The 24,417-nt window shown below is 44.0% G+C and carries 20 protein-coding genes and 1 tRNA gene; 16 read left to right on the top strand and 5 right to left on the bottom strand.

Annotation, left to right across the window (positions count from 1 at the left end):
* The first annotated feature begins 152 nt into the window (after window positions 1-152).
* The 5 genes from ACFQ3Q_RS07175 to ggt all read left to right on the top strand — a co-directional run bounded on the left by ACFQ3Q_RS07175 (window position 153) and on the right by ggt (window position 6,494).
* Window positions 153-605, top strand: a complete 453-nt coding sequence (locus ACFQ3Q_RS07175; protein WP_380744331.1) for a hypothetical protein — start codon at window positions 153-155, stop codon at window positions 603-605.
* A 200-nt stretch (window positions 606-805) separates the two neighbouring features.
* The gene (locus ACFQ3Q_RS07170; protein WP_380744329.1) at window positions 806-2,146 is read left to right on the top strand and encodes a sugar porter family MFS transporter; all 1,341 of its coding nucleotides are present in this window, start codon (window positions 806-808) and stop codon (window positions 2,144-2,146) included.
* A 9-nt stretch (window positions 2,147-2,155) separates the two neighbouring features.
* A complete protein-coding gene (locus tag ACFQ3Q_RS07165) occupies window positions 2,156-3,760 on the top strand; it encodes a glycoside hydrolase family 32 protein (RefSeq protein WP_380744327.1) in 1,605 nt (534 codons plus the stop codon).
* 15 nt (window positions 3,761-3,775) lie between these two features.
* Window positions 3,776-4,669 (top strand): carbohydrate kinase family protein, encoded by an 894-nt coding sequence (locus ACFQ3Q_RS07160; RefSeq protein ID WP_380744325.1) that lies wholly within the window; start codon window positions 3,776-3,778, stop codon window positions 4,667-4,669.
* 94 nt (window positions 4,670-4,763) lie between these two features.
* Window positions 4,764-6,494, top strand: coding sequence for a gamma-glutamyltransferase (ggt, locus tag ACFQ3Q_RS07155; protein WP_380744323.1), 1,731 nt, complete (start codon window positions 4,764-4,766; stop codon window positions 6,492-6,494).
* A gap of 73 nt (window positions 6,495-6,567) precedes the next feature.
* Here ggt and ACFQ3Q_RS07150 read toward each other — a convergent pair whose 3' ends face one another.
* The 5 genes from ACFQ3Q_RS07150 to ACFQ3Q_RS07130 all read right to left on the bottom strand — a co-directional run bounded on the left by ACFQ3Q_RS07150 (window position 6,568) and on the right by ACFQ3Q_RS07130 (window position 13,888).
* Window positions 6,568-7,743 carry an efflux RND transporter periplasmic adaptor subunit gene (locus ACFQ3Q_RS07150; protein WP_380744321.1) on the bottom strand — a complete coding sequence of 392 codons (1,176 nt, stop codon included), beginning with the start codon at window positions 7,741-7,743 and terminating at the stop codon, window positions 6,568-6,570.
* A 4-nt stretch (window positions 7,744-7,747) separates the two neighbouring features.
* On the bottom strand, window positions 7,748-12,088 hold the full coding sequence (locus tag ACFQ3Q_RS07145) for a CusA/CzcA family heavy metal efflux RND transporter (protein ID WP_380744319.1): 4,341 nt from the start codon (window positions 12,086-12,088) through the stop codon (window positions 7,748-7,750).
* An 81-nt stretch (window positions 12,089-12,169) separates the two neighbouring features.
* Window positions 12,170-12,427: a DUF6660 family protein gene (locus ACFQ3Q_RS07140; RefSeq protein ID WP_380745605.1), complete on the bottom strand. Its 258-nt coding sequence runs from the start codon at window positions 12,425-12,427 to the stop codon at window positions 12,170-12,172.
* A 155-nt stretch (window positions 12,428-12,582) separates the two neighbouring features.
* The gene (locus ACFQ3Q_RS07135; RefSeq protein ID WP_380744318.1) at window positions 12,583-13,386 is read right to left on the bottom strand and encodes a response regulator transcription factor; all 804 of its coding nucleotides are present in this window, start codon (window positions 13,384-13,386) and stop codon (window positions 12,583-12,585) included.
* A 427-nt stretch (window positions 13,387-13,813) separates the two neighbouring features.
* A tRNA-Pro gene (locus ACFQ3Q_RS07130) sits at window positions 13,814-13,888 on the bottom strand.
* A 145-nt stretch (window positions 13,889-14,033) separates the two neighbouring features.
* On the opposite strand from ACFQ3Q_RS07130, the gene ACFQ3Q_RS07125 reads away from it, so the two are divergent.
* From ACFQ3Q_RS07125 to dapB, 11 genes are all read left to right on the top strand, one after another.
* Window positions 14,034-15,218 carry a PQQ-dependent sugar dehydrogenase gene (locus ACFQ3Q_RS07125; protein WP_380744316.1) on the top strand — a complete coding sequence of 395 codons (1,185 nt, stop codon included), beginning with the start codon at window positions 14,034-14,036 and terminating at the stop codon, window positions 15,216-15,218.
* A gap of 8 nt (window positions 15,219-15,226) precedes the next feature.
* Window positions 15,227-15,682: a c-type cytochrome gene (locus ACFQ3Q_RS07120; RefSeq protein WP_380744314.1), complete on the top strand. Its 456-nt coding sequence runs from the start codon at window positions 15,227-15,229 to the stop codon at window positions 15,680-15,682.
* A gap of 46 nt (window positions 15,683-15,728) precedes the next feature.
* Window positions 15,729-16,337, top strand: coding sequence for a uridine kinase (gene udk, locus ACFQ3Q_RS07115; protein WP_380744312.1), 609 nt, complete (start codon window positions 15,729-15,731; stop codon window positions 16,335-16,337).
* Between the two features lie 19 nt (window positions 16,338-16,356).
* Window positions 16,357-16,671, top strand: a complete 315-nt coding sequence (locus tag ACFQ3Q_RS07110) for an FtsB family cell division protein (protein ID WP_380744310.1) — start codon at window positions 16,357-16,359, stop codon at window positions 16,669-16,671.
* A 40-nt stretch (window positions 16,672-16,711) separates the two neighbouring features.
* A complete protein-coding gene (locus ACFQ3Q_RS07105; RefSeq protein WP_380744308.1) occupies window positions 16,712-18,103 on the top strand; it encodes a methylmalonyl-CoA mutase subunit beta in 1,392 nt (463 codons plus the stop codon).
* A 16-nt stretch (window positions 18,104-18,119) separates the two neighbouring features.
* Entirely contained in the window at window positions 18,120-20,252 is a 2,133-nt protein-coding gene (gene scpA, locus ACFQ3Q_RS07100) for a methylmalonyl-CoA mutase (protein WP_380744306.1), read from the top strand.
* Window positions 20,253-20,351: 99 nt separating this feature from the next.
* Window positions 20,352-21,233: an SDR family oxidoreductase gene (locus ACFQ3Q_RS07095; protein ID WP_380744303.1), complete on the top strand. Its 882-nt coding sequence runs from the start codon at window positions 20,352-20,354 to the stop codon at window positions 21,231-21,233.
* Window positions 21,234-21,338: 105 nt separating this feature from the next.
* A complete protein-coding gene (locus tag ACFQ3Q_RS07090; protein ID WP_380744301.1) occupies window positions 21,339-22,103 on the top strand; it encodes a ParA family protein in 765 nt (254 codons plus the stop codon).
* A 3-nt stretch (window positions 22,104-22,106) separates the two neighbouring features.
* The gene (locus ACFQ3Q_RS07085; RefSeq protein WP_380744299.1) at window positions 22,107-23,012 is read left to right on the top strand and encodes a ParB/RepB/Spo0J family partition protein; all 906 of its coding nucleotides are present in this window, start codon (window positions 22,107-22,109) and stop codon (window positions 23,010-23,012) included.
* Window positions 23,002-23,580: a DUF5683 domain-containing protein gene (locus tag ACFQ3Q_RS07080; protein ID WP_380744298.1), complete on the top strand. Its 579-nt coding sequence runs from the start codon at window positions 23,002-23,004 to the stop codon at window positions 23,578-23,580. The genes ACFQ3Q_RS07085 and ACFQ3Q_RS07080 overlap by 11 nt, the downstream gene beginning before the upstream one ends.
* A 66-nt stretch (window positions 23,581-23,646) precedes the next feature.
* Entirely contained in the window at window positions 23,647-24,378 is a 732-nt protein-coding gene (dapB, locus tag ACFQ3Q_RS07075) for a 4-hydroxy-tetrahydrodipicolinate reductase (protein ID WP_380744296.1), read from the top strand.
* Window positions 24,379-24,417: the final 39 nt, after the last annotated feature.

Below are 24,417 nucleotides of genomic sequence, written 5' to 3'. Positions count from 1 at the left end.
GAACTTAACGGGTTTTAAACTTCAGTTAAAGCTTTCAAATAAAACATTTAAACTGATCATTATCAACACCCTGAGTTAAAGTAATCACAAAGTCGATCTTTGGAATCTGAATTTGGATTTATTTAGTGCGGTTTTTCTAAAATTAAATTAAGATGAAAAAGATCGCACTTGCCGTATTAATTTTTTTCTCAATGCTGAGTGTTCAGGCACAAAATTTTGAATACAAGACCGTCACGGTAGTTGAGTCCATAATCCCCAGCGGGGTCGGGCGTTCCAGGATGATAAGTACGGATGAAAACAGAGATTTCAAGGAATTCACCTCCACACGTACCGAAGAAGAGAACGAAAGGAACAAATCTGAACGTGCTGAGATCAGGGTTAAGAACTTTGAAGAAACCAAACTGCTCAATTTCTTTAATATGGGCGGAATTCGTTTTCAGAACATCGCGGCTAACGATGCCGTGGTTACTTCCAAGATCAATTCTTTAGCCGCCGAGGGCTGGGAACTGGTTTTTGTAAATAGCGGCGTAGAGAGCTATGCCAGCGAGGAAGACCCGAACGGGATCTTCATAACACGTTATATTTTTAAACGGGTACTTAACTAAACAATCCTAAATAGAATAAAACGCTCCAAAGGATTCCCGGAGCGTTTTTTTATTCCGGGGGTTTAAGATCTTTAGAGTTTTCGCGGCAGGGAAAATATAAATCTGCTAATGCTATTACCGCTATCTTGAAATTTCTGATTAACTTTTAGGTTTTTAACAGAAATAAAAGAGCATAACAACACGATCTTAACCTCAGCAAAATGAATAAAATCTTCGCCTGGTCCATCAGCGCCGCCTTAGCAGGTTTTTTATTCGGATTTGACACAGTAGTCATTTCCGGAGCCGACAAACAATTACAGGAATTATGGGGCACCTCAGACGCCTTTCACGGTTCGGTCGTGATGGCAATGGCGCTTTGGGGTACCGTGGTAGGAGCGATCTTCGGCGGAATACCCGTAAATAAGATCGGAAGAAAGAACAGTCTACTTGTTATAGGTCTTTTATATTTTATTTCGGCCCTGGGGTCAGCCCTGGCCAATGATCCCATAAGCTTTGCCATCTTCAGGTTTATTGGTGGCCTGGGCGTAGGGGCATCCACCATCGCGGCACCGGCTTATGTGTCTGAAATTGCCCCGGCAAAGGACCGCGGACGCCTGGTTTCTCTTTATCAGTTCAATATCGTTTTAGGTATCCTTATCGCTTTTTTATCAAATTACCTGTTAAGAAATACCGGGGAGCAGCCCTGGAGATGGATGGTGGGAGTTGAAGCCGTGCCGGCATTCATTTATACGATTTTCGTCCTGCTTATCCCTAGAAGTCCGCGCTGGTTGACATCAAAAGGAAGGTTTGCCGAAGCCGAAAAAGTTTTACAGACCATAGAACCCGGAGTGGACATCCGGGAGAAAATAGCTGAGATGAAAAAGCAGGTGGAAACCAAGATCACCGGTGAAAATATCTTGATGAAGAAATACCGGTTCCCGCTTATACTGGCATTTCTTGTTGCATTTTTTAACCAGTTATCGGGAATTAATGCCTTTCTGTATTATGCTCCCAGAATATTTGAATCGGCAGGTCTCGGTGAAAGTACGGCATTGCTCAGCAGTATAGGGATTGGAGTTGTAAACCTCCTGTTTACACTACTAGGTGTATTCTTAATAGACCGATTGGGAAGAAAACAGCTTATGTTCATAGGTTCCATCGGTTATATCATTTCCCTTTCTCTGGTAGCTGCAGCTTTCTTCCTGAACTGGGGAGGGCTTTGGGTTCCTATATTCCTATTCCTCTTTATAGCCGCACACGCGATTGGGCAGGGAGCGGTGATCTGGGTGTTTATTTCAGAAATATTCCCTAACCACCTCAGGGCATCAGGGCAGGCTTTCGGCTCCTCCACCCACTGGGTCCTGGCAGCCATTGTTCCTTCCACCATCCCGTTCCTGTTCTCCACCATCGGGCCGGGATATGTATTCGCCTTTTTCGCCTTTATGATGGTACTTCAGCTGCTGTTTGTGATCTTTATGATGCCCGAAACCAAAGGGAAATCGCTGGAAGAATTAGGAGAGGAGCTGTCCCTGCACGAAGAAATATCCTTTAAAAACCCTTAAGTTGAACATATGAAAAAATTATTCCTAATCTCAATAATCAGCGGATTTACGCTGCTTTCCTGTAAAAACAAAGAAGAAGAACCTCAACAAAAGGATGTTGCTGAAACCAAAATTCAGCAAGATGAAGACTTTCGACCCAATTATCATTTCACCCCCGAAGTAAACTGGATGAACGATCCTAACGGAATGTTCTATATGAATGGGACTTACCACCTTTTCTTCCAGTATTATCCCGACGGAAACAAGTGGGGCCCAATGCACTGGGGGCACGCCACGAGCAAGGATATGGTGGTATGGGAAGAGCAACCCATAGCCCTGAAACCCGATGAAAAGGGATATATCTTTTCCGGCAGTGCGGTGGTGGATAAGAATAATTCTTCAGGCTTTGGGGATGGCAAAACCCCACCTGTAATAGCGATGTTCACCTATCACGATCCTGAAGGAGAAAAGGCCGGCAGGAAAGATTATCAAAGTCAGGCGATTGCCTACAGCCTCGATGAAGGTAAAACCTGGACAAAATATAAAGAGAACCCGGTAATTAAGAACCCGGGCTTAAAAGACTTCCGGGATCCCAAGATTACCTGGGACGAAGCCCATAAACAGTGGCTAATGGTGCTTTCTGCCGATGACCGGACCATTTTCTACACCTCTCAAAACCTGAAGGACTGGCAAAAAGCCTCTGAATTCGGAATGGGACTTGGCGCTCATAACGGCGTATGGGAATGCCCCGATTTCTTTCCGATGAAAGTTGAAGGAAGCAATGAAACCAAATGGGTCCTTATCCAGAGCCTGAATCCAGGCGGTTATAACGGAGGTTCCGGCACCCAGTATTTTGTTGGAGATTTTGATGGTAAGAAGTTCAGTGTGATAAAAGAAATGAAAGACCTGCCGGGAGATCATTCGTACTGGATAGACTACGGGAAAGATAATTATGCCGGGGTTACCTGGTCAAATATTCCGGAAAGTGATGGCAGAAAACTTTTTATGGGCTGGATGTCTAACTGGCTCTATGCCCAGGAAGTGCCTACCGAAACCTGGAGAAGCGCAATGACCATTGCCAGAGAATTAAAACTGAAAAAAGATGAAAAAGCAGGTTATCGTATATTCTCATCTCCGGTAAAAGAGCTTGACAAGTATTTTGGGGAAGCCACCGGAACAAAGAACACTCAGGCTAAAGCAGGGCAAAACATCATTGAGAACAAAGACCTTGATCTTGCAAAAGCAAGAATAGGTTTTTCTATAGATAGCCTGCAGGACAGGACCTATGAGTTTAGCCTGAACAACCCTGAAGGAGACACCTTGAGGTTTGGGTATGACCATACACAGAAACAGTTCTACGTAAACCGAAAGAAATCCGGCATCACTGATTTTGGAGAAAATTTTGCTTCGCCTGTTTCAACAGCTCCCCGAACTTCAGAAGCCGATAATCTTCCGGTAGAGATCTTTCTGGACAAGACTTCGATCGAAATCTTTTATGATAACGGAGAAACGGTGATGACCGAAATATTTTTCCCTACCCGTCCTTATAAAAGTTTTACTGCCGGAAAAGGAGAAGATTTTAGTATAAAGAACCTTAAGACCAGTAAATTTGATATTCCTGAAAACCAGAAATAAAAACTCATAATTTTAATGTCTGAAGAATTAAAAGCCGTCTGTTTTGGCGAGATCCTCTGGGACGTATTTCCCGACAAGGAAAGAATTGGCGGGGCTCCGCTTAATGTGGCCTCAAGACTAAGCAGTCTTGGGATCAACACCGAAATGATCAGTAAAGTGGGAACCGACAAAAAGGGAGAGGAACTTTTCTCCTATCTCCGGGCCAATAAAATAGAAACGAAAAACATCCAAAAAGACCAGCAACTGCCTACCGGAATGGTCAATGTAAATCTTTCCAAAAGTGGGTCGGCTACCTATGACATCGTTTACCCTTCGGCCTGGGACAGGATCGAAGCCTCAGAAGAGATTTTTAAAGCGGTTAAAGCTGCCGATGCTTTTATCTTCGGAAGTCTCGTGTGCCGGGATGAAGTGAGCAGGAACACCCTTTTTGAACTTCTGCCAAAAGCAAAATACAAAATCCTCGATTTCAATTTACGTCCCCCGCACTACAGTAAAGAACTTTTAATGCAGCTTATTCAAAACACCGATTTCATCAAATTCAATGATGACGAATTATTCGAGATCGCTGAAATGCTTGGCTCTCCCTATAATTCGCTGGAGCAAAACCTTCTGTTTATCGCTGAAAACTCCCCGGCCAGAACCATTTGTGTGACCAAGGGCAGACATGGGGCTGTTCTCTTAAGAAACAATAAGCTGTACTATAACAGCGGTTTCAAAATTGAGGTCAGGGATACTGTTGGTGCCGGCGACTCCTTTCTTGCCAGCCTTATTTCAAAACTTCTGAAAAAGGAAGAGCCTCAAAAAGCCCTGGATTATGCGTGTGCTGTTGGTGCTTTGGTTGCTTCCAGGCAAGGTGCGAACCCGGTTCTGGAAACTGAAACCGTGAAAAACTTTATGTTTCCCAATTAAAAATTGAAAAATTTATGCAAGCTTAATTATTTACAAAATTTCTCTAACCCGATAAATAAATTTACCTTCAAAATCTTATCTATAGAAACCTACTATGAATTACCCTATTTTATCCTTTTACAAGACGCTTTTTAAGAGAGCTTTCATTCTTCTTTTCATAATAACTTCTTCCTGCAAAACCCAGGAGCAACCCCGGGAAGCTGAAAAAGAAAGGGGCCTGATCGCTCAAAAAGCGATGGTGGTTTCGGCTCGTGAAGAAGCCTCTCAAATAGGCCTGTCCATTCTCAAAAAAGGAGGCAATGCCTTCGATGCTATGGTGGCGACTGAAATGTCTCTTGCAGTATCCTACCCCTTTGCCGGAAATCTTGGTGGTGGCGGATTTATGGTCTACCGCAAGTCTGACGGCGAATCGGGAAGCCTGGATTACAGAGAGAAAGCACCACTGAAGGCCAGTAAGGATATGTACCTTGATGAAGAGGGCAATGTGATTCCTGACAAAAGTACTTTCGGAGCTATGGCCGTAGGCGTTCCGGGAACGGTAGCCGGAATTTTCGCGGTTCACGAAAAATTCGGGAGCCTGCCTATGAAGGAGATCCTGCAACCGGTTATAGCCCTGGCAAATCGGGGAGTTGTGGTTACCAAAAAACAGGCCGAAACCTTAGCAAAATACCGGGAAAAGATCATAAAGGCCAATAATAAGGATATCCTTTTCGCCAAGGAGTTTAAAGCAGGAGATACCATAAAAAATATTGCACTTGCCCGCACCCTTCAGCGCATTGCCGAAAACGGAAGAAAAGAATTCTATCAGGGTGAAACCGGGAAAATGCTTGTTGATTACCTAAGTGAAAAAGGCGGAATAATAAGTATGGAAGACCTGGCCCAATATAAAACCTTCTGGAGAGATCCCATAAAGGTTGAATATAAAGACCTGGATATCATCTCTATGCCCCCACCTTCAAGTGGTGGAATCGTGTTAGGCCAGATCCTGAAAATGGCAGAACCTTACCCCCTGAAAGACTACGGTCATAACTCGTTGAAGACCATACAGGTTTTAACCGAAGCTGAACGTCGTGCCTATGCCGACAGAAGTTTCTATCTCGGGGATCCTGACTATGTGAACATTCCTACAGATACGCTGCTCAGTGACTCCTATTTGAACGGCCGTATGGATTCTTTCAGCTTCGATAAGGCAACACCTTCCTCTTCTCTTGAACACGGCGAAATTGCGGGGTATGAAAGCAATGAAACTACCCACTATTCTATTGTAGACCAGTTTGGCAACGCTATTGCAGCCACAACAACCCTAAATGGAGCCTACGGATCGAAACTCTATGTAGACGAACTCGGGTTTTTCCTTAATAATGAAATGAACGACTTCAGTATAAAACCAGGTTTCCCCAATATGTTTGGCCTTATTGGTGCCGAAGCGAATTCTATTGAACCCGGAAAGAAAATGCTGAGTTCTATGACGCCAACAATTGTTGAAAAGGGCGATAAACTCTATATGACCCTGGGTTCCCCGGGAGGATCGACCATTATCACCTCGGTATTACAAACAATCCTGAATGTATCTGAATTTGATATGACGATGCAGGAAGCGGTTAATGCTCCAAGATTTCACCATCAATGGCTGCCGGATGAGATCCTGTTTGAGCCAAAAGCTTTTGACGCTGAATTGCTGCAGGAATTAAAGGATAAACGGTATAATATTAATGAATCGAATTCAAGAATTATAGGAAAGGTAGATGCCATCCTGCGCCTGCCTGATGGAAAACTGGAAGGTGGTGCAGACCGAAGGGGTGATGACAGTGCAGCAGGCTTTTAATTATTTAAACCGATAGCTAAAAAAACAGGCCTGAAGTAAACTTCAGGCCTGTTTTTTTAGGGTTTTATGGCAATTAATGGTGATGGCCACCTCCCTGGCCCTTGTTCATTTCTGCCATCAAATAGTAAGCATTATTAAAGGCGAACTCTGTGTCTGAAGGCACCTCTTTAAGGAACCTAACCGCTGTCCATTCCTCCTGGCTGGCTCCAGCTATAATTTCTATCGGCTTAAAGCTCCAGTCCTCCCCTTCTTTTTCTGCTGAAAAGACAAATAGCTTGTCTGCTTTTTTAGCAATGGCCGATTGGGGAAAAGCCTTCACCTGGCTATCTTCCAGGGCAATTCTTCCTCTCACATACATCCCGGGCACAAGATTCCCCTCCCTGTTCTCAATTTCGGCGTGTACGTGAAGCGCTTTTGGATCCCTCTCAAAATTCTTGCTAATCGAAAGGATCCTGGCCGTCATTTCTTTACCTGGTTCTGAAGAAATATTAAAATAGACCATTTGGCCTTCCTCCACTTTTGGCACATCCTTCTCAAAAACCATCAGATCTATATGTACATCTTCTGTGTTGATGATCTCGAACATATTCGCCTGAGACTGGACAAACTGACCGGTTTTGATATTGACCGCCTGTATTGCACCATCTATGGGACTTATTACCGGAATTTGCTGCTGAATATTACCTTTTTCAATGTTTTCAGCATTTAAATTCAGCTGCCTCAGCTGAGCCTTCATTCCCTTTAAATGACCTCTGGCACTTTGCAGTTCAGATTCTGCTTTCTGGAAACTTTCTCCAGAGCCCACGCCTTCTTCGTAAAGTTTTTTCTGTCGGGCATAATCTTTCTCAAGGAAATTAAGGCGATTGGCAGTATTGATATAATCTGTCTGTACCTTAATAATATCGGGGTGGCTGATATAGGCCAATACGGCTCCTCTTTTCACTACATCCCCCTCTATCACCCTGATAGAACTTACATTACCTCCTATTACGGGGGTAACCGTGGCCTCACTTTGTGGCGGCACTTCCAGATGCCCGTTGGCTTCCACAAAGCCACTCATCATTCTCGTAGAAAGTGTATCTACCTTCATCCCCAGGGCTTCAAACTGCTGGGCGCTAAGCATCACTTCGGTAGGAGTGCTTTCAGAAGTCTTTTTTTCAGCCGGTTTATCACCGGATTCTTTCTTGCTTTCTCCGCAGGCCGCGATAAAAAAGAAAAAACTTATCATTAATAGCTTTATAACTCTCATAATCTTATTCTCTGTTTAAGTAAAATTCAATTTCTGCCAGGGCAAACTGATAATTCTTGTAGGCCTCTATGGCTTTGATTTCTGATTGAACCGAATGATCCAGGTTTTGGATCATTTCTGCGTAATCTATGGCTCCTTCATTAAATGCGAGCAAAGTACCGCGCCGGTGTTCCTTTAATAGTGGAAGCACCTCATCCCGGTAAAACTCCCAGGAAGATTTCCATTTTTTATATTGTTGGAGAGTGCTTTGGTATACCGAAGAAAACTGTTGTTCCCGGAAGCGCAATTCTTCTTCAGCCATTTGCCCCTCGATCCTGGCCACTTTCGCATCGGCATATTCCTTTCCTGAAAGTATGGGGATCGAGATCCCTGCCTGGTAATTATAAAACCCGTCGGCACCGTTTACCTCCTGTACGCCATACTGAAGATTGAATTTTGGTAAAAAGTCTGCTTTTTCAGCTTTTAACCTGGCTTCGGCTACATCAAGCTTCTTTTTGGAAATCTCTAATACAGGATGCTCCTGTACAGGAGCTAAAGAAAATTCGGCTTCAGAGATCAATGGAGTCTCCGTTTGCTCAGGAACATCAAATTCCTCTTCTCCCAACCATAAATTGAGTTGCTGAAGGGCTATCTTATAGTCATTGACAACCTGGCCTTTTTCTATCGAAATTTCCCGGATCCGGTTTTTAGCGGCCAACATTTGGAGTCTGGAGATCGCTTCGGTTTCAAACCTCAGGGAAACTGCTTTGTCAAGACGCTTATATAGAGAGTCCAGTTGGCGGTAAAGCAGCAACTTTCTTTTAGCCGCATAGGCTTTCCCCCAGGCCTTCTTTACCTCTCTGCTAACTTCCAGTTCAGACATCTCATAAGACACCGAAGCCAGTGCAACTTGCTTCCTATGTAGGTTGCTTTTTGACGGAATCCCGAGCAGATCTATTTCCTGTTGCTGGAAACCGATCCTGGTATAGATTCCGCCTGTATCCCCAATTTCTTCTCCACTGGTAAAAACCCCGGTTTTCCCAAAGTCCCAGACTTCCTGTCTCCTGGCTCTTTCCCTCTCAAGCTTAAGCTTCTCTTTCTTTAATAAAGGATAATTCTCAAGAGCCAGGGCAACAGCCCGGTCCTTGCTTATTGTTTGAGCCGGCTTGCTGACTTCCTGGGCCTTAAGACTGTTTAAAGAACCTAAGCCTATCAGGAAGACAAGACTGGCAAGTACCTGTTTATTCATTTTGAACTTTGATCTTTTATTCTCTGCCCATCGGTATAGAATTGGCAGGATGAACAGGGTTAATAAAGTTGAAGTAATAAGCCCGCCGATTACAACCGTAGCCAATGGACGTTGCACTTCGGCTCCGGCCGAATTGGAGATCGCCATAGGCAGGAATCCCAGCACATCGGTAAGGGCGGTTAACAGAATTGGCCTTATCCTTCTTTTGGTCCCCAGGCCTATCCTTTTATCTATGTCGCTCACTCCTTCTGCTTTCAGTTCATTAAAACTACTGATAAGGACCAGCCCGTTAAGCACTGCTACACCAAACAGGACTATGAACCCTACTCCGGCAGAAATACTGAAAGGCATTCCGCGTAACCAAAGGGAGTAAACTCCGCCGATGGCGGCTAGAGGAATGGCCATATAGATCATCGTGGTTTGCTTGAAGGATTTTAAGGCAAAATAGATAAGGATAAAAATGAGCAGCAGGGCTATAGGAACTACAATCTGCAGCCGTTTTCTTGCCCTTTCAAAATTTTCAAATGCTCCGCCATACCGTATGTAATAGCCCGGTGGCAGGCTAAGTTCTGCATCCAGTTTTTGCTGAATATCCTCAACCACCGATTTTACATCCCGGTTTCTGATATTCACCCCTACATAAGTACGCCTATTGGTATTATCCCGGCTAATTTGCATAGGCCCCGACTGATAGCTGATGTTGGCTACCTCCTTTAGCGGCACCTGGTCCCCCGAAGGTATACTTATATAAAGATTCTGAACATTTTCTATCCCGGTACGATCTTCGGGCTGGAGGCGAACTACAAGATCAAATCTTTTCTCCCCTTCAAAGATCACCCCGGCTTTACCACCTGCAAAGGCCGATTGTATCTGAGAGTTAAGTTCTTCGATCTGTAATCCGTATTGCGCGATCTTATTCCGGTTATAATCTACGGTAATCTGTGGTAGTCCGGCTGTGGCCTCCACTTTCATATCGGCCACCCCTTCAATATTCCGGATAAGACCTCCCATTTCCTGCGCTTTTGCAGCAAGCAGTTCCAGGTCTTCGCCATATAGTTTCACTGCAATATCTTCCCGTACTCCTGTTAGCAACTCATTGAAACGCATCTCCACAGGCTGGGTAAACTCATAGCTCACCCCGGGAATTATGCTAATGGTCTCTTTAATCCTGGCAATTAATTCATCCTTGGTTTCTGCTGAAGTCCATTCCGATCTATCTTTTAAAATAATGAAACTGTCTCCAATATCCATAGGCATAGGATCTGTCGGGACATCAGAAACACCGAATCTTGTCACCACCTGTTCGATTTCCGGGAATTCCGCAAGCAACATTTTTTCGATTCTTGTAGAAGTCTGAATACCTTCATCAAGCGAACTTCCGGGCTCCAGGATCACGTGGAAAGCAATATCGCCCTCATCAAGCTGGGGTATGAATTCACCTCCCATCCTGGTAAAAAGAAAAACCGCTACGGTAAAAAGGCCAATTGCCAGCCCTAAAATCATCTTGCCTTTGCTCAGGGATCTTTTCAGAAGAGGATCATACTTTCTCTGAAGCCATCCAATGAACTTATCTCCCCAGGAAGTCTTGATCTTTTGGCTTTCCTTCAAAAACAAAGATGATATCATCGGAACATAGGTGAGACAAAGGATCATCGCCCCCAGCATCGCAAAAATAAATGTCAGTGCCATTGGCTTGAACATCTTCCCTTCAACCCCTTCCAGGGCTAATAGCGGAAGAAAAACGATCAGGATGATCAGCTGACCAAAAAACGCTGAATTCATCATCTTCTTTGAAGAGGAAGCCGCAATCTGGTCCTTTTCGCGCTGATCCAGTTTTCGCCTGCCAGACATTTTCCGGTGCAGGATAAAGACCGTACTTTCTACGATGATCACTGCCCCGTCTACGATTATCCCGAAGTCGATGGCACCAAGGCTCATCAGGTTTGCCCAGACATCAAAAATGTTCATCATAATAAAGGCAAACAGCAGGGATAAAGGAATGGTAGATGCCACGATAAGGCCGCCGCGCCAGTTCCCAAGCAACATCACCAGTACAAAAATCACGATTAGTCCGCCTTCCAGCAGATTTCCTTTTACGGTAGAAGTTGTATTCGCAATAAGTTCACTCCTGTCTAAAAATGGCCTTATGCTTACTCCTTCGGGCAGTGATTTCTGGATCTGATCAATGCGATCCTTAACTTTTTCTATAACGTTATTGGAATTTGCTCCTTTCAGCATCATCACCATTCCGCCTACGGTTTCACCTTCGCCATTTTTGGTAAGGGCACCATATCTTACCGCGTTCCCTATCCTTACTTCAGCAACATCTCCAATGGTGATAGGGATTCCATTAGAATTGCTGACCACAATTTTTTCCAGGTCTTCCACGCTTCGCGCCAGGCCTTCGCCCCGAATAAAATTTGCCTGATGGTTCTTCTGGATATACGCGCCTCCGGTATTCTGGTTGTTCATCTCCAGGGCTGAAAATACATCGGAAATGCTTAAGCCTATAGCCCTTAACTCATTGGGGTCTACTGCTACTTCATATTGTTTGATCTTGCCTCCAACTCCGTTCACTTCAACCACTCCCGGCACCATTGCCATTTGCCTGCGCACTATCCAGTCCTGAATGGTCCTTAATTGAGTAGGTGTATATTCATCTTTATAGGCTTCCTCAACTTCCAGAGTGTATTGGTAGATTTCGCCGAGCCCTGTAGAGATTGGCCCCATAGAGGGCTGTCCGAAACCTTCAGGGATTTCCTCTTTTACCTCGTTGAGCTTTTCGGCTACCAGTTGGCGGGGAAGATATGTCCCCATATCATCTTCAAACACAATGGTCACAACAGAAAGACCAAAGCGCGAAATGGAACGTATCTCTTTTACTCCTGGAAGATTCCCCATAGAGATCTCAACGGGATATGTAACAAACTGTTCAATATCTTCGGTCCCAAGGTTAGGTGCCTGGGTGATCACCTGCACCTGGTTATTGGTGATATCGGGTTGCGCATCCACCGGCACTTCTGTCATACTCCAGATCCCGACTCCTATGAGGACCACCGTGAGCAGGCCAACGATAAATTTATTATTGATTGAAAAATCAATGATTTTATTAATCATAAAGAAATGTTTAATTCAGTGTAAATAGAATTTAATCCCAACGATTAGTGGCGCCAGGACATACTTGTGTTATAAACTGAATTAAACCCGGGGAGGCTGAAAGAAAGATCTTGGAATACCTTCCCCAAGCTCATCGCTTTTTTCGGGAAGTGCTTTGGATATTTCCAGACCTATTAATTCCTGCTGGGTATTCTCCAAATTGGTATAATGCACATGACAACAGTGACACTGGCAAAAGGGACTACAATCATCTGTGTGGGAAGTATTATGGCCAGAAGTATCTACTTTATGAAATTCGGCAGTATCAGTTTCAATATTTATTGAGTCTTCACAAGGCATAAAAGTTAGCCCAAGAAAATAAATGGATAATATGGCTGCCAAAAATTTCACTATGCAAATATAGTTTAGAGTTCTTGCAACTCCATTGCAATTGTTGAGGAATTACCTCAAAAAAGTCTTTTTTCTTATACAATTATTTCCATTCTGGTTATAACTCAGGGAGAAATTATCCCATTAATAAGGCACTTCGCTACTACTTCAGTAGTATTTGTGCAACCGCTTTTTTCCAGGATATTCCTTCTGTGGGTTTTAATGGTATGCGGAGAAAGGTTTAATTCTTCCGCGATCTGTTCCGCGTTTAAGCCTCTCGATAATCTCATTACTATTTCTTTTTCCCGCGTTGTAAGAAGCTCTGAAAAATCATTACCATCCTCTTCATTGGTTTTAGGATCAAATTCACCACTGGAAATATCAACATTAAGGTAGGACTCCCCACCATTCATATGAATAAAGGAAACGGTATTGGTGCTCGTCACTTTAAGGTGGGAAACATCTGTCTGAATACAAAAAACATGTTCCGGTGTACCATTTTCTAAAACGCTTAAAGGAAAGGCCTGATATAACATCGTTCTTATCTGTCCGCCCGGATCTTTCATACGATAAGAGAACATATTTTTATAGCTAAGCACCTCTTCCTTATCAAGAAAATTGGTGTAGAAATCACTGATAACCCTGCTTTTGTAATTGATGATCTCAAGTTCTTCCGGGATTACAGATTTCAGCAGGTCTTTGATATCAATATCCGTTATATCCTTATTCACAAACCTCTTCACCGATTCTGAAATATATTCCAGTTCAAAATTGTGAAGATTCACGATATAGAAATAGGAGTTACCCAGAGCGAAAATGGATGCGAATTTTTTAAAATCTTCAGAGATTTCAAAAGGCCGATACTCTTTTACCTGACGGGAATACATCTCCTGCCAGTAATCTGATATTTTTTTGAGATCCTTTTGCATCAAATCCGGAATTTAGGGTGGTAAATATAGGAATTATAAAAAGCCCGAAGAACATGTAATGCCGTTTTCAATTCTTGGCGCGGAAAAACAGGAAATAAAAAAAGCCCCCAGGAAAATCCTGAAGGCATTTATGTCAAACATTTCCTGCATACTCGAAACCGGACCTATATTAATGTTTTATGCCCCAACATAACATTCCAGAAGTTAGGCCCCACCCCCACTTCCTTATAAATCCAAACCAATTACAAGAAATCATTTGGTTGACGATGCTAAGATAGAAACCTGAAAGCAGTCATAAAATACATTTAAAAAGGTAATTTAAAGCATTCCTGGTAGTATTTCGAGCTTCCGGGAAGGTATGAGCGCCAATCTTGGATATTGGCACCACAAAAAAAGCCTCACACTTTCGTGTAAGGCTTGTATTCTGTCGGGGTGGCAGGATTCGAACCTGCGGCCTCCTGCTCCCAAAGCAGGCGCGATAACCGGGCTACGCTACACCCCGAATAGTTATCTTTAACGCGTTAGCGGGTGCAAATATAGCAAAAGTCTTCAGTCTGCAATAGCAGAAGCACATATTTTTTATATCTTAGTTCGTTCTAATTATTTGGCCTTGAAAAAGCCCTGAACCTATTAAATTCATTACCAGTATGAAACGTATTTTACTTGGAGTTAGTGTAGCAATTTTTCTTTCAGCCTGTGGCGAAAATGGCAAAGAGAAAACCGAAGAACAGGCCGCAGTTGTAAAAGACAGTACCCAGGTTAGTCAAACCACTCCGGTGACCATTCCTGAATCTGAACTTACCAAAGCCGAATACAAACACGAAGTTGTTGTTTCGGGACTTCAGATTCCTTGGGGATTTACATTTTTACCCGACGGAAGTATGCTCATTACCGAAAAAAGCGGAGAGCTGATTCACTTTATAAACGGACAAAAACAGCAGGTTTCCGGGGCACCGTCAGTGTATAACCACGGGCAGGGCGGATTCCTTGATGTAGTACTTCATCCGGACTACGAAAATAATGGTTGGATCTATTTTACTTATGCTTCTACCGAAGGTGAAGGCGAAGGCGGAAACACCAGTCTTATAAGAGCCAAACTAAATAATAATCAGCTTACCGATAAAGAAGTGCTTTATAAAGCTACTCCTAATACCACCAAAGGACAACATTTCGGATCCCGTATAGTTTTCGATAAACAGGGTTATTTATATTTCAGTGCCGGAGACAGAGGTGCGCGCGATGTAAATCCGCAGGATATCACGCGTGATAACGGGAAGGTTTATCGCCTGAATGACGATGGAAGCATCCCCTCGGACAATCCGTTTGTTGGAAAAGAGAATGCCGTGGAAGCGATCTACTCCTACGGGCATCGTAATCCTCAAGGAATGTTATTAAACCCTGAAACCGGCGAGGTTTGGGTACACGAACACGGTCCTAAAGGCGGGGATGAAATAAATGTGGTTAAAAAAGGAGCTAACTATGGCTGGCCCGTTGTAACTTACGGAGAGAATTACAGCGGAACTCCTATTACAGATGAAACTTCGAGACCGGAATTCGAGTCTCCTATCTATTACTGGCTGCCTTCTATAGCCCCGAGCGGATTCGCCTATGTTACTTCAGATAAGTATCCTGAACTGAAAGGTGACCTACTGGTTGGTTCACTAAAATTCACCTATCTGGAGCATCTTACACTGGATGGGAAGACGGTAACTGCAAGGGAAAAATTACTGACAGGTATCGGAAGACTGAGAGATGTCAGACAAGGCCCGGATGGCTTTATATACGCAGCGGTTGAAGGAACCGGAATCGTAAAACTACTTCCAAAGCGATAATTAAAACTATGAAAAAACTCCTAAGCCTGGTACTGCTGGTAATCATTATCGGCTGTAAATCTGATAAGAAAGAAAGAAAAGCTGAAGAAAAACCAGCCCCCGTAACCCAACAAGAGGTTCAGTCTCCTCAGGAAAAAAGCATAGCTGAAGGAAAAAAGATATATTCCAAGCTTTGCGCGGCCTGTCATTTACCCGGCGGGAAAGGTATTCCCGGCACCTATCCTCCCCTTGCAGGATCTGACTGGTTAACCGAAAAAAGAAAAGAAAGCATAAGAGCCGTAAAGTACGGACTGGAAGGAGATATTGTTGTGAATGGCAAGAAGTATAATAACCTGATGACACCTATGGGCCTCGATGACCAACAGGTTGCCGATGTAATGAACTATGTGATGAGTTCCTGGGGCAACGAACTTACCGATATGGTCACCCCGCAGGAGGTAGCGAATATAAAAGAGAAAGAATAATTTATTTTTTGGGGCAAATGGTTAAATTTGCCCCAAATTTTTTTCTATGCTTATTATTGGAATTGCCGGGGGCACGGGAAGCGGTAAAACCACCGTGGTGAACCAGATTATTGACGAACTGAAGAATGAAGAAGTAGACGTGATCTCACAGGATTCCTACTATCAGGACACCAGTCACCTTAGTTTTGAAGACCGGAAAAAGATCAATTTTGACCATCCTAAATCCATAGATTTTGACCTGCTGGTTTCCCATTTAAAGGAACTTAAAGCAGGGAACAACATCCAGCAGCCGGTATATTCCTTTAAAGAACACAACCGTACAGCCGAGACTTTAGAGATCGAACCAAGAAAAGTGGTTATCGTTGAAGGCATCCTTATCCTAACCCATCCCGAGATAAGAGAAATGTTCGATATTAAGATCTATGTTCACGCCGATAGTGATGAAAGGCTGATAAGAAGACTGAAAAGGGATATCGCTGAACGCGGCCGGGACCTGGACGAGGTGCTGTGGCGCTATCAGACCACCCTGAAGCCTATGCATCAGCAGTTTATTGAACCCACCAAAGAATTTGCCGATATCATCATCCCTACCAACCGCTACAATACCGTGGCTGTTGATATTGTTCAGACCATTATCAAAGATCGCTTAAGCTAATTTTGTATCTTTAGCCGGTATGAAATTAAAAGAGCTGCGTAAAAAAGCCTGGTTTAGATTTTTCAGCAATAAGTATGTCTTATTGAGCCTGATATTTGCCGGCTGGATGATCTTTCTGGACAGCAATTCCTGGTTCATACACCACGAACTGAACGAGGAGATCAACGAGCTTCAGGACAATAAAAAGTATTACCAGAAAGAAATTTCTAAGGATAAGGCTATCATTAAGCAGCTTAAGGATTCGGTGGAGCTTGAAAAATTCGCCCGCCAAAAATATTATATGAAACGGCCCGAAGAGGATATCTATATTATAGAATACGACAGCATTGATTAAACCTCTTCCGGGACTCAACTTTCATTAAAACCAACTAAGAATGAAGGAGTCATTATTTCAGGAATTTGAAGAAGTTTCTGCAAAACAATGGAAGCAAAAGATACAGTTCGATCTGAAGGGTGCCGATTATAACGAAAAACTGGTCTATAGGTCACTCGACGGTATAGACGTGAAGCCCTTTTATAATGCAGAAGATATTGAGGAACCGGTAAAAACGCCTTCCCCGAAGAACTGGAGCATCTGCGAGAAAATATATGTAGCCTCTGTTGAAAAGAGCAATGAAAAGGCAAAACGCGTCCTTGAAAAAGGAGCCGAAAGTCTTTGGTTCATCATTCCTTCAGAAGATGTTTCCCCCGAAACCCTGTTTGCAGGCCTGGATCTTGAAAACACTGCAATTTACCTGCGATTGGAATTTTTATCTGCAGATTATTTCAAACGTTTGCGCACTTACCTGGAAGGGGAAAACACGAAATTCTATCTGCATACCGATATTATCGGAAACCTGGCACGAACGGGAAACTGGTTCCATAATTTGGAAAAAGACCACGAGCTTCTGGAAGAGATCGTTCAGAATTCCGGCAGATTTCAGTCGGTTATTAGTGTAGATGCCCGTCTATACCAGAATGCGGGAGCTAATATTCCGCAGCAACTGGCTTATTCATTGGCGCACGTGAACGAATACCTGAATCATTTCGACAGTTTTAAGAATACCGACTGGAAAAATGATTTTCTTCCGCAGTTCCTGATCGCCTCGGGTCCTAATTATTTCTTTGAGATCGCCAAGATCAGGGCGCTTCGCTGGTTGTATTCAACTTTAGCTAAAGAGTACCAGCTGCCGGAAACCTGTCATATCCTTGCACAGCCAACAAAGCGAAACAAAACGCTTTACGATTACAACGTGAACTTACTGCGCACCACTACCGAGAGTATGAGCGCAATCCTTGGCGGTGCCGACGCTATTTACAATATTCCTTATGATTCTTTCTATCATAAGAATAACGAATTTGGTGACAGGATAGCCCGCAACCAGTTACTGGTAATGAAGAATGAAGCCTATCTCGATAAGGTTGCCAATGCCGCTGAAGGCGCTTATTATATTGAAAGCCTTACCAAACAGTTCGCTGAAATGGCTCTGGACATCTTCAAGGAGATCGAAAAAGGCGGAGGTTTTATGAAACAACTGAAAGCCGGCGTGATCCAGCATAAGATCAAGGAGAGTGCAACCAGGGAACAGGAGCTTTTCGACAAAGGAGAACTTGTACTTATAGGCACCAACAAATTTGAGAATCCGCAGGATAAGATGGAAAATGAGATAGAGCTCTATCCGTTCCTCAAAAAAGATCCCAGAAAAACTTTAATTGAACCTGTCCTCGAAAGACGTTTAAGCGAAAACCTCGAACAGGAAAGACTTAAACAGGAAAAGGCCGGTTAAACTTAAAGCGAAAAAAATGCAAAGAAAAGATCTTCAACATATAAAACTTTCCGAACCTGAACTTGGCTCCCGCTATAAGGAGGGCGAAGGAAAACTGTTCGAAACTCCCGAAGAAATAGACCTGAAACCTTCCTATTTCAGGGAGGACATAAAAGACCTGAAACACCTCAATTTCGCAGCCGGGATCCCGCCATACCTTCGCGGACCTTACAGCACGATGTATGTGAGCCGTCCCTGGACCATAAGGCAATACGCCGGATTTTCCACTGCGGAAGAAAGCAATGCTTTTTACCGAAGGAACCTGGCGGCAGGCCAGAAAGGACTTTCGGTAGCTTTTGACCTTCCCACCCACAGGGGTTATGACAGTGATCACGAAAGAGTGGTTGGTGATGTCGGGAAAGCCGGGGTGGCCATAGATTCGGTTGAGGATATGAAGATCCTCTTCGACCAGATCCCACTGGATAAAATGTCGGTTTCTATGACGATGAACGGAGCCGTTCTTCCCATAATGGCCTTTTATATAGTAGCCGCGGAAGAACAGGGCGTTTCACCTGAAAAACTTTCAGGAACCATTCAGAATGACATCCTGAAGGAGTTTATGGTACGTAACACCTACATCTACCCTCCTACTCCGTCGATGAAGATCATTTCAGACATATTCGAATACACTTCCCAGAATATGCCGAAATTCAACAGCATCAGTATTTCGGGATATCATATGCAGGAAGCAGGCGCCACCTGCGATATCGAGCTGGCGTATACCCTTGCCGACGGCCTGGAATACATTCGGGAAGGCTTAAAAGCCGGAATGGATATCGACAGTTTCGCACCAAGACTATCCTTCTTCTGGGCCATTGGAATGAACCATTTTATGGAGGTCGCCAAGATGAGGGCCGCGAGAATGCTCTGGGCTAAACTGGTGAAACAGTTCAACCCACAAAACCCGAAATCGCTAAGCTTAAGAACCCACTCGCAAACCAGCGGCTGGAGCCTTACCGAGCAGGATCCCTTCAACAACGTGGCCAGAACCTGTATTGAAGCTGCCGCGGCAGCCTTCGGCGGAACACAGAGCCTACACACCAATGCGCTAGACGAGGCCATTGCCCTGCCAACAGACTTTTCTGCAAGGATCGCCAGGAACACCCAGTTACACCTGCAGCAGGAAACAAAGATCACCAAAACGGTAGATCCCTGGGCCGGTAGTTATTACGTGGAAAAACTCACCGACGAGATCGCCGAAAAAGCCTGGAAGCTCATTGAAGAAGTTGAAGATCTAGGCGGGATGACCAAGGCCATTGAGGAAGGCATCCCGAAAATACGCATAGAGGAAGCCGCCGCCAAAAAGCAGGCAAGAATAGACAGCGAGACCGATATCATTGTAGGAACCAACAAATACCGGCTTGAGAAGGAAGACGAGCTCGTAACGCTTGAAGTAGACAACCAGACCGTTAGAAGACAGCAGGTAGAGAGGCTGAAGAAAATAAGGGCAGAAAGAAATACCGAAAAGGTTGAAAAAGCCCTGGCCGCGCTAACCGAAGCTGCAGAAAAGGAAAAAGGCAACCTTCTTGCCCTGGCTGTAGATGCTGCCAGGGAAAGAGCTTCTTTAGGGGAGATCAGCGATGCTCTTGAAAAGGTCTATGGCAGGTATAAAGCAAAAGTTCAATCCTTTAGCGGAGTATATTCCAAAGAAATGAAAGACAATTCCTCATTTAATAAAGCAAGAGAACTGGCCGATAAGTTCGCCGAACAGGACGGGCGGAGGCCAAGAATAATGATCGCCAAAATGGGTCAGGACGGGCACGACCGTGGTGCCAAGGTGGTGGCTACCGGCTATGCCGACCTTGGTTTCGATGTGGATATAGGTCCGCTCTTCCAGACCCCACAGGAAGCAGCAAAACAGGCCGTTGAGAATGATGTGCATATCCTTGGTGTCTCTTCCTTAGCTGCAGGTCACAAAACCCTTGTACCGCAGGTGATAGAAGAGCTGAAAAAACTTGGGCGTGAAGATATTATGGTGATCGTTGGCGGGGTGATCCCATCCCAGGACTATCAATACTTATTCGATGCCGGAGCCGTTGCCGTCTTTGGTCCCGGAACCAAGATCAGCGATGCCGCCATTCAGCTTCTGGAGATACTGATTGAAGAATAAAAGTTCCAGGCTGTAATAGATAAATTTTTCAGCTGGAAAGAATTAAACTGAAACAACCAATAAAGCTTTTTAAGAAGCTTTCAACTTAAAATATTGAAAATGGATTTTACAAAGAAAATGCTTCGTGACGATGCCCTGGAAGGTAAGAATATAGTGGTAACTGGAGGCGGAAGCGGCCTGGGGAAGGCAATGACCAAATATTTCCTTGAAATAGGAGCCAATGTTGCCATTACCTCAAGAAATATCGAGAAACTTCAGAATACCGCCAAGGAGCTTGAAGAAGCCACAGGCGGAAAATGTTTTGCAGTGCAGTGCGATGTAAGGCATTATGACCAGGTTGAAAAAATGCGGGACGAGGTGATCTCAGAATTCGGAAGCATAGATATACTTCTTAACAATGCGGCCGGGAACTTCATCTCTCCTACCGAAAGGCTAAGCGCCAATGCCTTTGACACCATCATCGATATAGTGCTTAAGGGAAGTAAGAACTGTACGCTCGCCTTCGGGAAACACTGGATCGACAAGAAAGAAACCGATAAGACCATCCTTAATATCGTGACCACTTACGCCTGGACGGGATCGGCCTATGTGGTACCCAGTGCAACCGCCAAAGCCGGGGTACTGGCAATGACCAGATCACTTGCCGTGGAATGGGCTAAATACGGGATCCGTTCCAATGCCATCGCTCCCGGACCATTCCCGACCAAAGGAGCCTGGGACCGCCTGCTACCGGGCGATCTGAAAGAAAAATTCGACCTTTCAAAAAAGGTGCCGCTTAAGCGTGTGGGAGAGCACCAGGAACTGGCAAACCTTGCGGCCTATCTGGTTTCAGATTTTTCAGCTTATATTAACGGAGAAGTGATCACCATAGACGGTGGCGAATGGCTGAAAGGAGCCGGCCAATTCAATCTGCTTGAGGCAATTCCGGAAGAAATGTGGGATCAGCTGGAGGCTATGATCAAAGCTCAGAAAGGAAAATAACAACCGCAATTTTTTAAGATACAATTCTGAATAAACTGTTAACAAATAGATTTTCTAAACCTGTAATAAATTGTATTTTTACCTTTCAAAAATCACAGACATTTAATGGGTAAAATCATTGCTATTGCCAATCAAAAGGGAGGTGTTGGAAAAACAACTACTTCTGTAAACCTTGCAGCTTCACTGGGTGTACTTGAAAAAAAGGTGCTTTTGATTGATGCCGACCCTCAGGCCAATGCCACTTCAGGCCTTGGGATTGATGTTGAAGAAGTAGAACTGGGAACATATCAATTACTGGAACATTCGGTTAAACCCGAAGAGGCTATAATGGAAACCAGCTCCCCTAACCTGGACATAATCCCGGCGCATATAGATCTGGTTGCGATAGAGATTGAACTTGTAGATCAGGAATCGCGGGAGCATATGCTTCAGAAAGCAGTGCTTCCTTTAAAAGATAAATATGATTATATCCTGATTGACTGTGCCCCTTCTCTCGGGCTGCTGACCCTGAACGCCCTTACGGCTTCAGATTCAGTGATCATCCCAATCCAGTGTGAATATTTCGCGCTTGAAGGTTTGGGTAAACTTCTGAACACGATAAAAAGCGTACAGAAGATCCACAACCAGAAACTCGATATCGAAGGCTTGCTGCTTACGATGTACGACTCCAGGTTGAGGCTTTCCAACCAGGTGGTGGAAGAGGTTCAGAAGCATTTTGATGAAATGGTCTTCGATACAATCATCCAGCGAAATGTACGTTTAAGTGAAGCCCCGAGTTATGGTGAAAGCATCATCAATTACGATGCTTCCAGTAAAGGAGCCAGCAATTATTTGAGTCTGGCACATGAAATTATAAAGAAAAATTCTTAGAAGATGGCGAAGGCTACCAAAAAACAAGCTTTAGGACGCGGACTTTCAGCATTGCTGAAGGATCCGCAGAATGATATACAATCTGCGGAAGATAAGAATGCCGATAAACTGGTAGGTCACATTGTTGAGCTGGACCTTGAGGCTATTGAAGTGAATCCTTTCCAGCCAAGGACGAGTTTCAATGAAGATTCGCTTAAAGAATTAGCTTCATCCATAAAAGAATTAGGAGTGATCCAGCCTATTACCGTAAGGAAGCTGGACTTCAATAAATATCAACTGGTATCCGGAGAGCGCCGTTTTCGCGCATCAAAACTGGTAGGCCTGGAAACCATTCCCGCTTACATCAGGATCGCCAACGACCAGGAATCTCTGGAAATGGCATTGGTGGAAAACATCCAGCGCCAGGACCTGGACCCTATAGAGATCTCACTTTCCTACCAACGGCTTATAGACGAGATCAGCCTTACCCAGGAACAACTGAGTGACAGGGTCGGGAAAAATCGTTCCACAATCGCAAACTACCTAAGACTGCTTAAGCTGGACCCGATCATTCAAACAGGAATGCGGGACGGCTTCCTGAGTATGGGCCACGGGCGTGCACTTATTAACGTAGATGACCAGGGACAGCAACTTGAGATCTACGAGAAGATACTTCAGAAATCCCTTTCAGTTCGTGAAACCGAGCAACTGGTAAGGGAGCTTCAGAATGGGGAGAAAGATTCAAAACCCGTGAAGAAAAAACAGGCAGTTCCTAAGACATATAAAAAAGGGGTCAAGGAATTTTCAGAATACCTTGGAGCTAAAGTAGATGTAAAAGTTTCCAAAAAAGGAAGCGGAAAGCTTACTATCCCCTTTTCTTCAGAAGAAGATTTCAACAGGATCAAAAAACTAATTCAAGGTGAAGATTAAATCTTTTTTCTTTACAGGCTTGTTCCTGTTCATTTCTGTTGCTTGTTTCGGTCAGGAAGATTCTCTCACGACGGCTACAGAAGTATCCCGGGACAGCATTGCAAAAGAAAGAGATTACAAACCATATAATCCACTGGCCCCGGCAAAAGCCGCATTCTATTCGGCCATCTTACCCGGGCTTGGCCAGGCCTATAACGGGAGGTACTGGAAAATCCCTATTGCCTACGCCGGTCTTGGAGTGGGTATTTATTTCTACATTAACAATGACAAGGAATACGACCGTTACCGCGATGCTTACAAGGCAAGATTGGCCGGAAAACCGGATGAATTCCAGGGCAGGATTACCGATGACGGATTGATAAGGGCACAGGAATTCTATCAAAGAAACAAAGAGATCTCTTTGCTGGTAACCGCGGGAATTTATATTCTGAACATCGTTGATGCTAACGTAGATGCACATTTACAGCAGTTTAACGTAAATGAAAACCTGTCCTTAAAACCCAGAATGGATTACGACAGGTTAGCCGGAAAGACGAGATACGGACTTTCTTTAAATTATAGTTTTTAGACAGTTTGGGGCAATCGGTACTAATACCGAGTTTAAATTTTAGAACAACGCATTAAAAGACTGAAGATGAAAATTGCACTTTTAGGTTATGGAAGAATGGGGCGAGCGATTGAAGAGATTGCAACTGAGAGAGGCCACAAGATCGTATTAAAAATATCTGAAGACATAGATACTTACGACCTGGATAAATCTGAAATTGATGTTGCCATAGATTTTAGCGTACCCAAGGCGGCATTTAAGAATATCACCACCTGTTTCAAGCACAATATCCCGGTGGTAAGCGGAACCACAGGCTGGCTGAACGATTACGAAAAAGCGGTAAACCTCTGCAAAGAACAGGGGAATTGCGGGTTTATCTATGCCTCCAATTTCAGCATTGGAGTAAACGTATTTTTTGAACTGAATGAAAAACTTGCCTCAATGATGAAATCCCTGGATGAATATTCGGTAGAGATTGAGGAGATACATCACACAAAAAAGCTGGATGCGCCAAGCGGAACCGCAATTACACTCGCCCAGCAAATTATTGCCAAAAACCCGAGATTAAAAGACTGGCAGCTAGACCACCCCGAAAAAAACGAGATCCCTATCTATGCCAAACGTATAGATGATGTACACGGGACACATACGGTTTCTTATAAATCGTCTATAGACGATATTGAGATAATGCACACCGCACATTCCAGAAAGGGATTTGCCAAGGGAGCTGTGATCGCAGCCGAATGGCTTAAGGATAAAAAGGGTGTTTTTACAATGAAAGATGCCCTTTCAGGTATTTTAAATTCATCTGAAGAGTAACAAAACAAAGCTTTCTAATACTCATACAGTACAAAGCAT

It is taken from the genome of Salegentibacter chungangensis, from assembly GCF_042678405.1.
Taxonomy (GTDB): Bacteria; Bacteroidota; Bacteroidia; order Flavobacteriales; family Flavobacteriaceae; genus Salegentibacter_A; species Salegentibacter_A chungangensis.
Note: the sequence above shows the minus strand (reverse complement) of the source record. Positions and strands in the feature narration are given on the sequence as shown.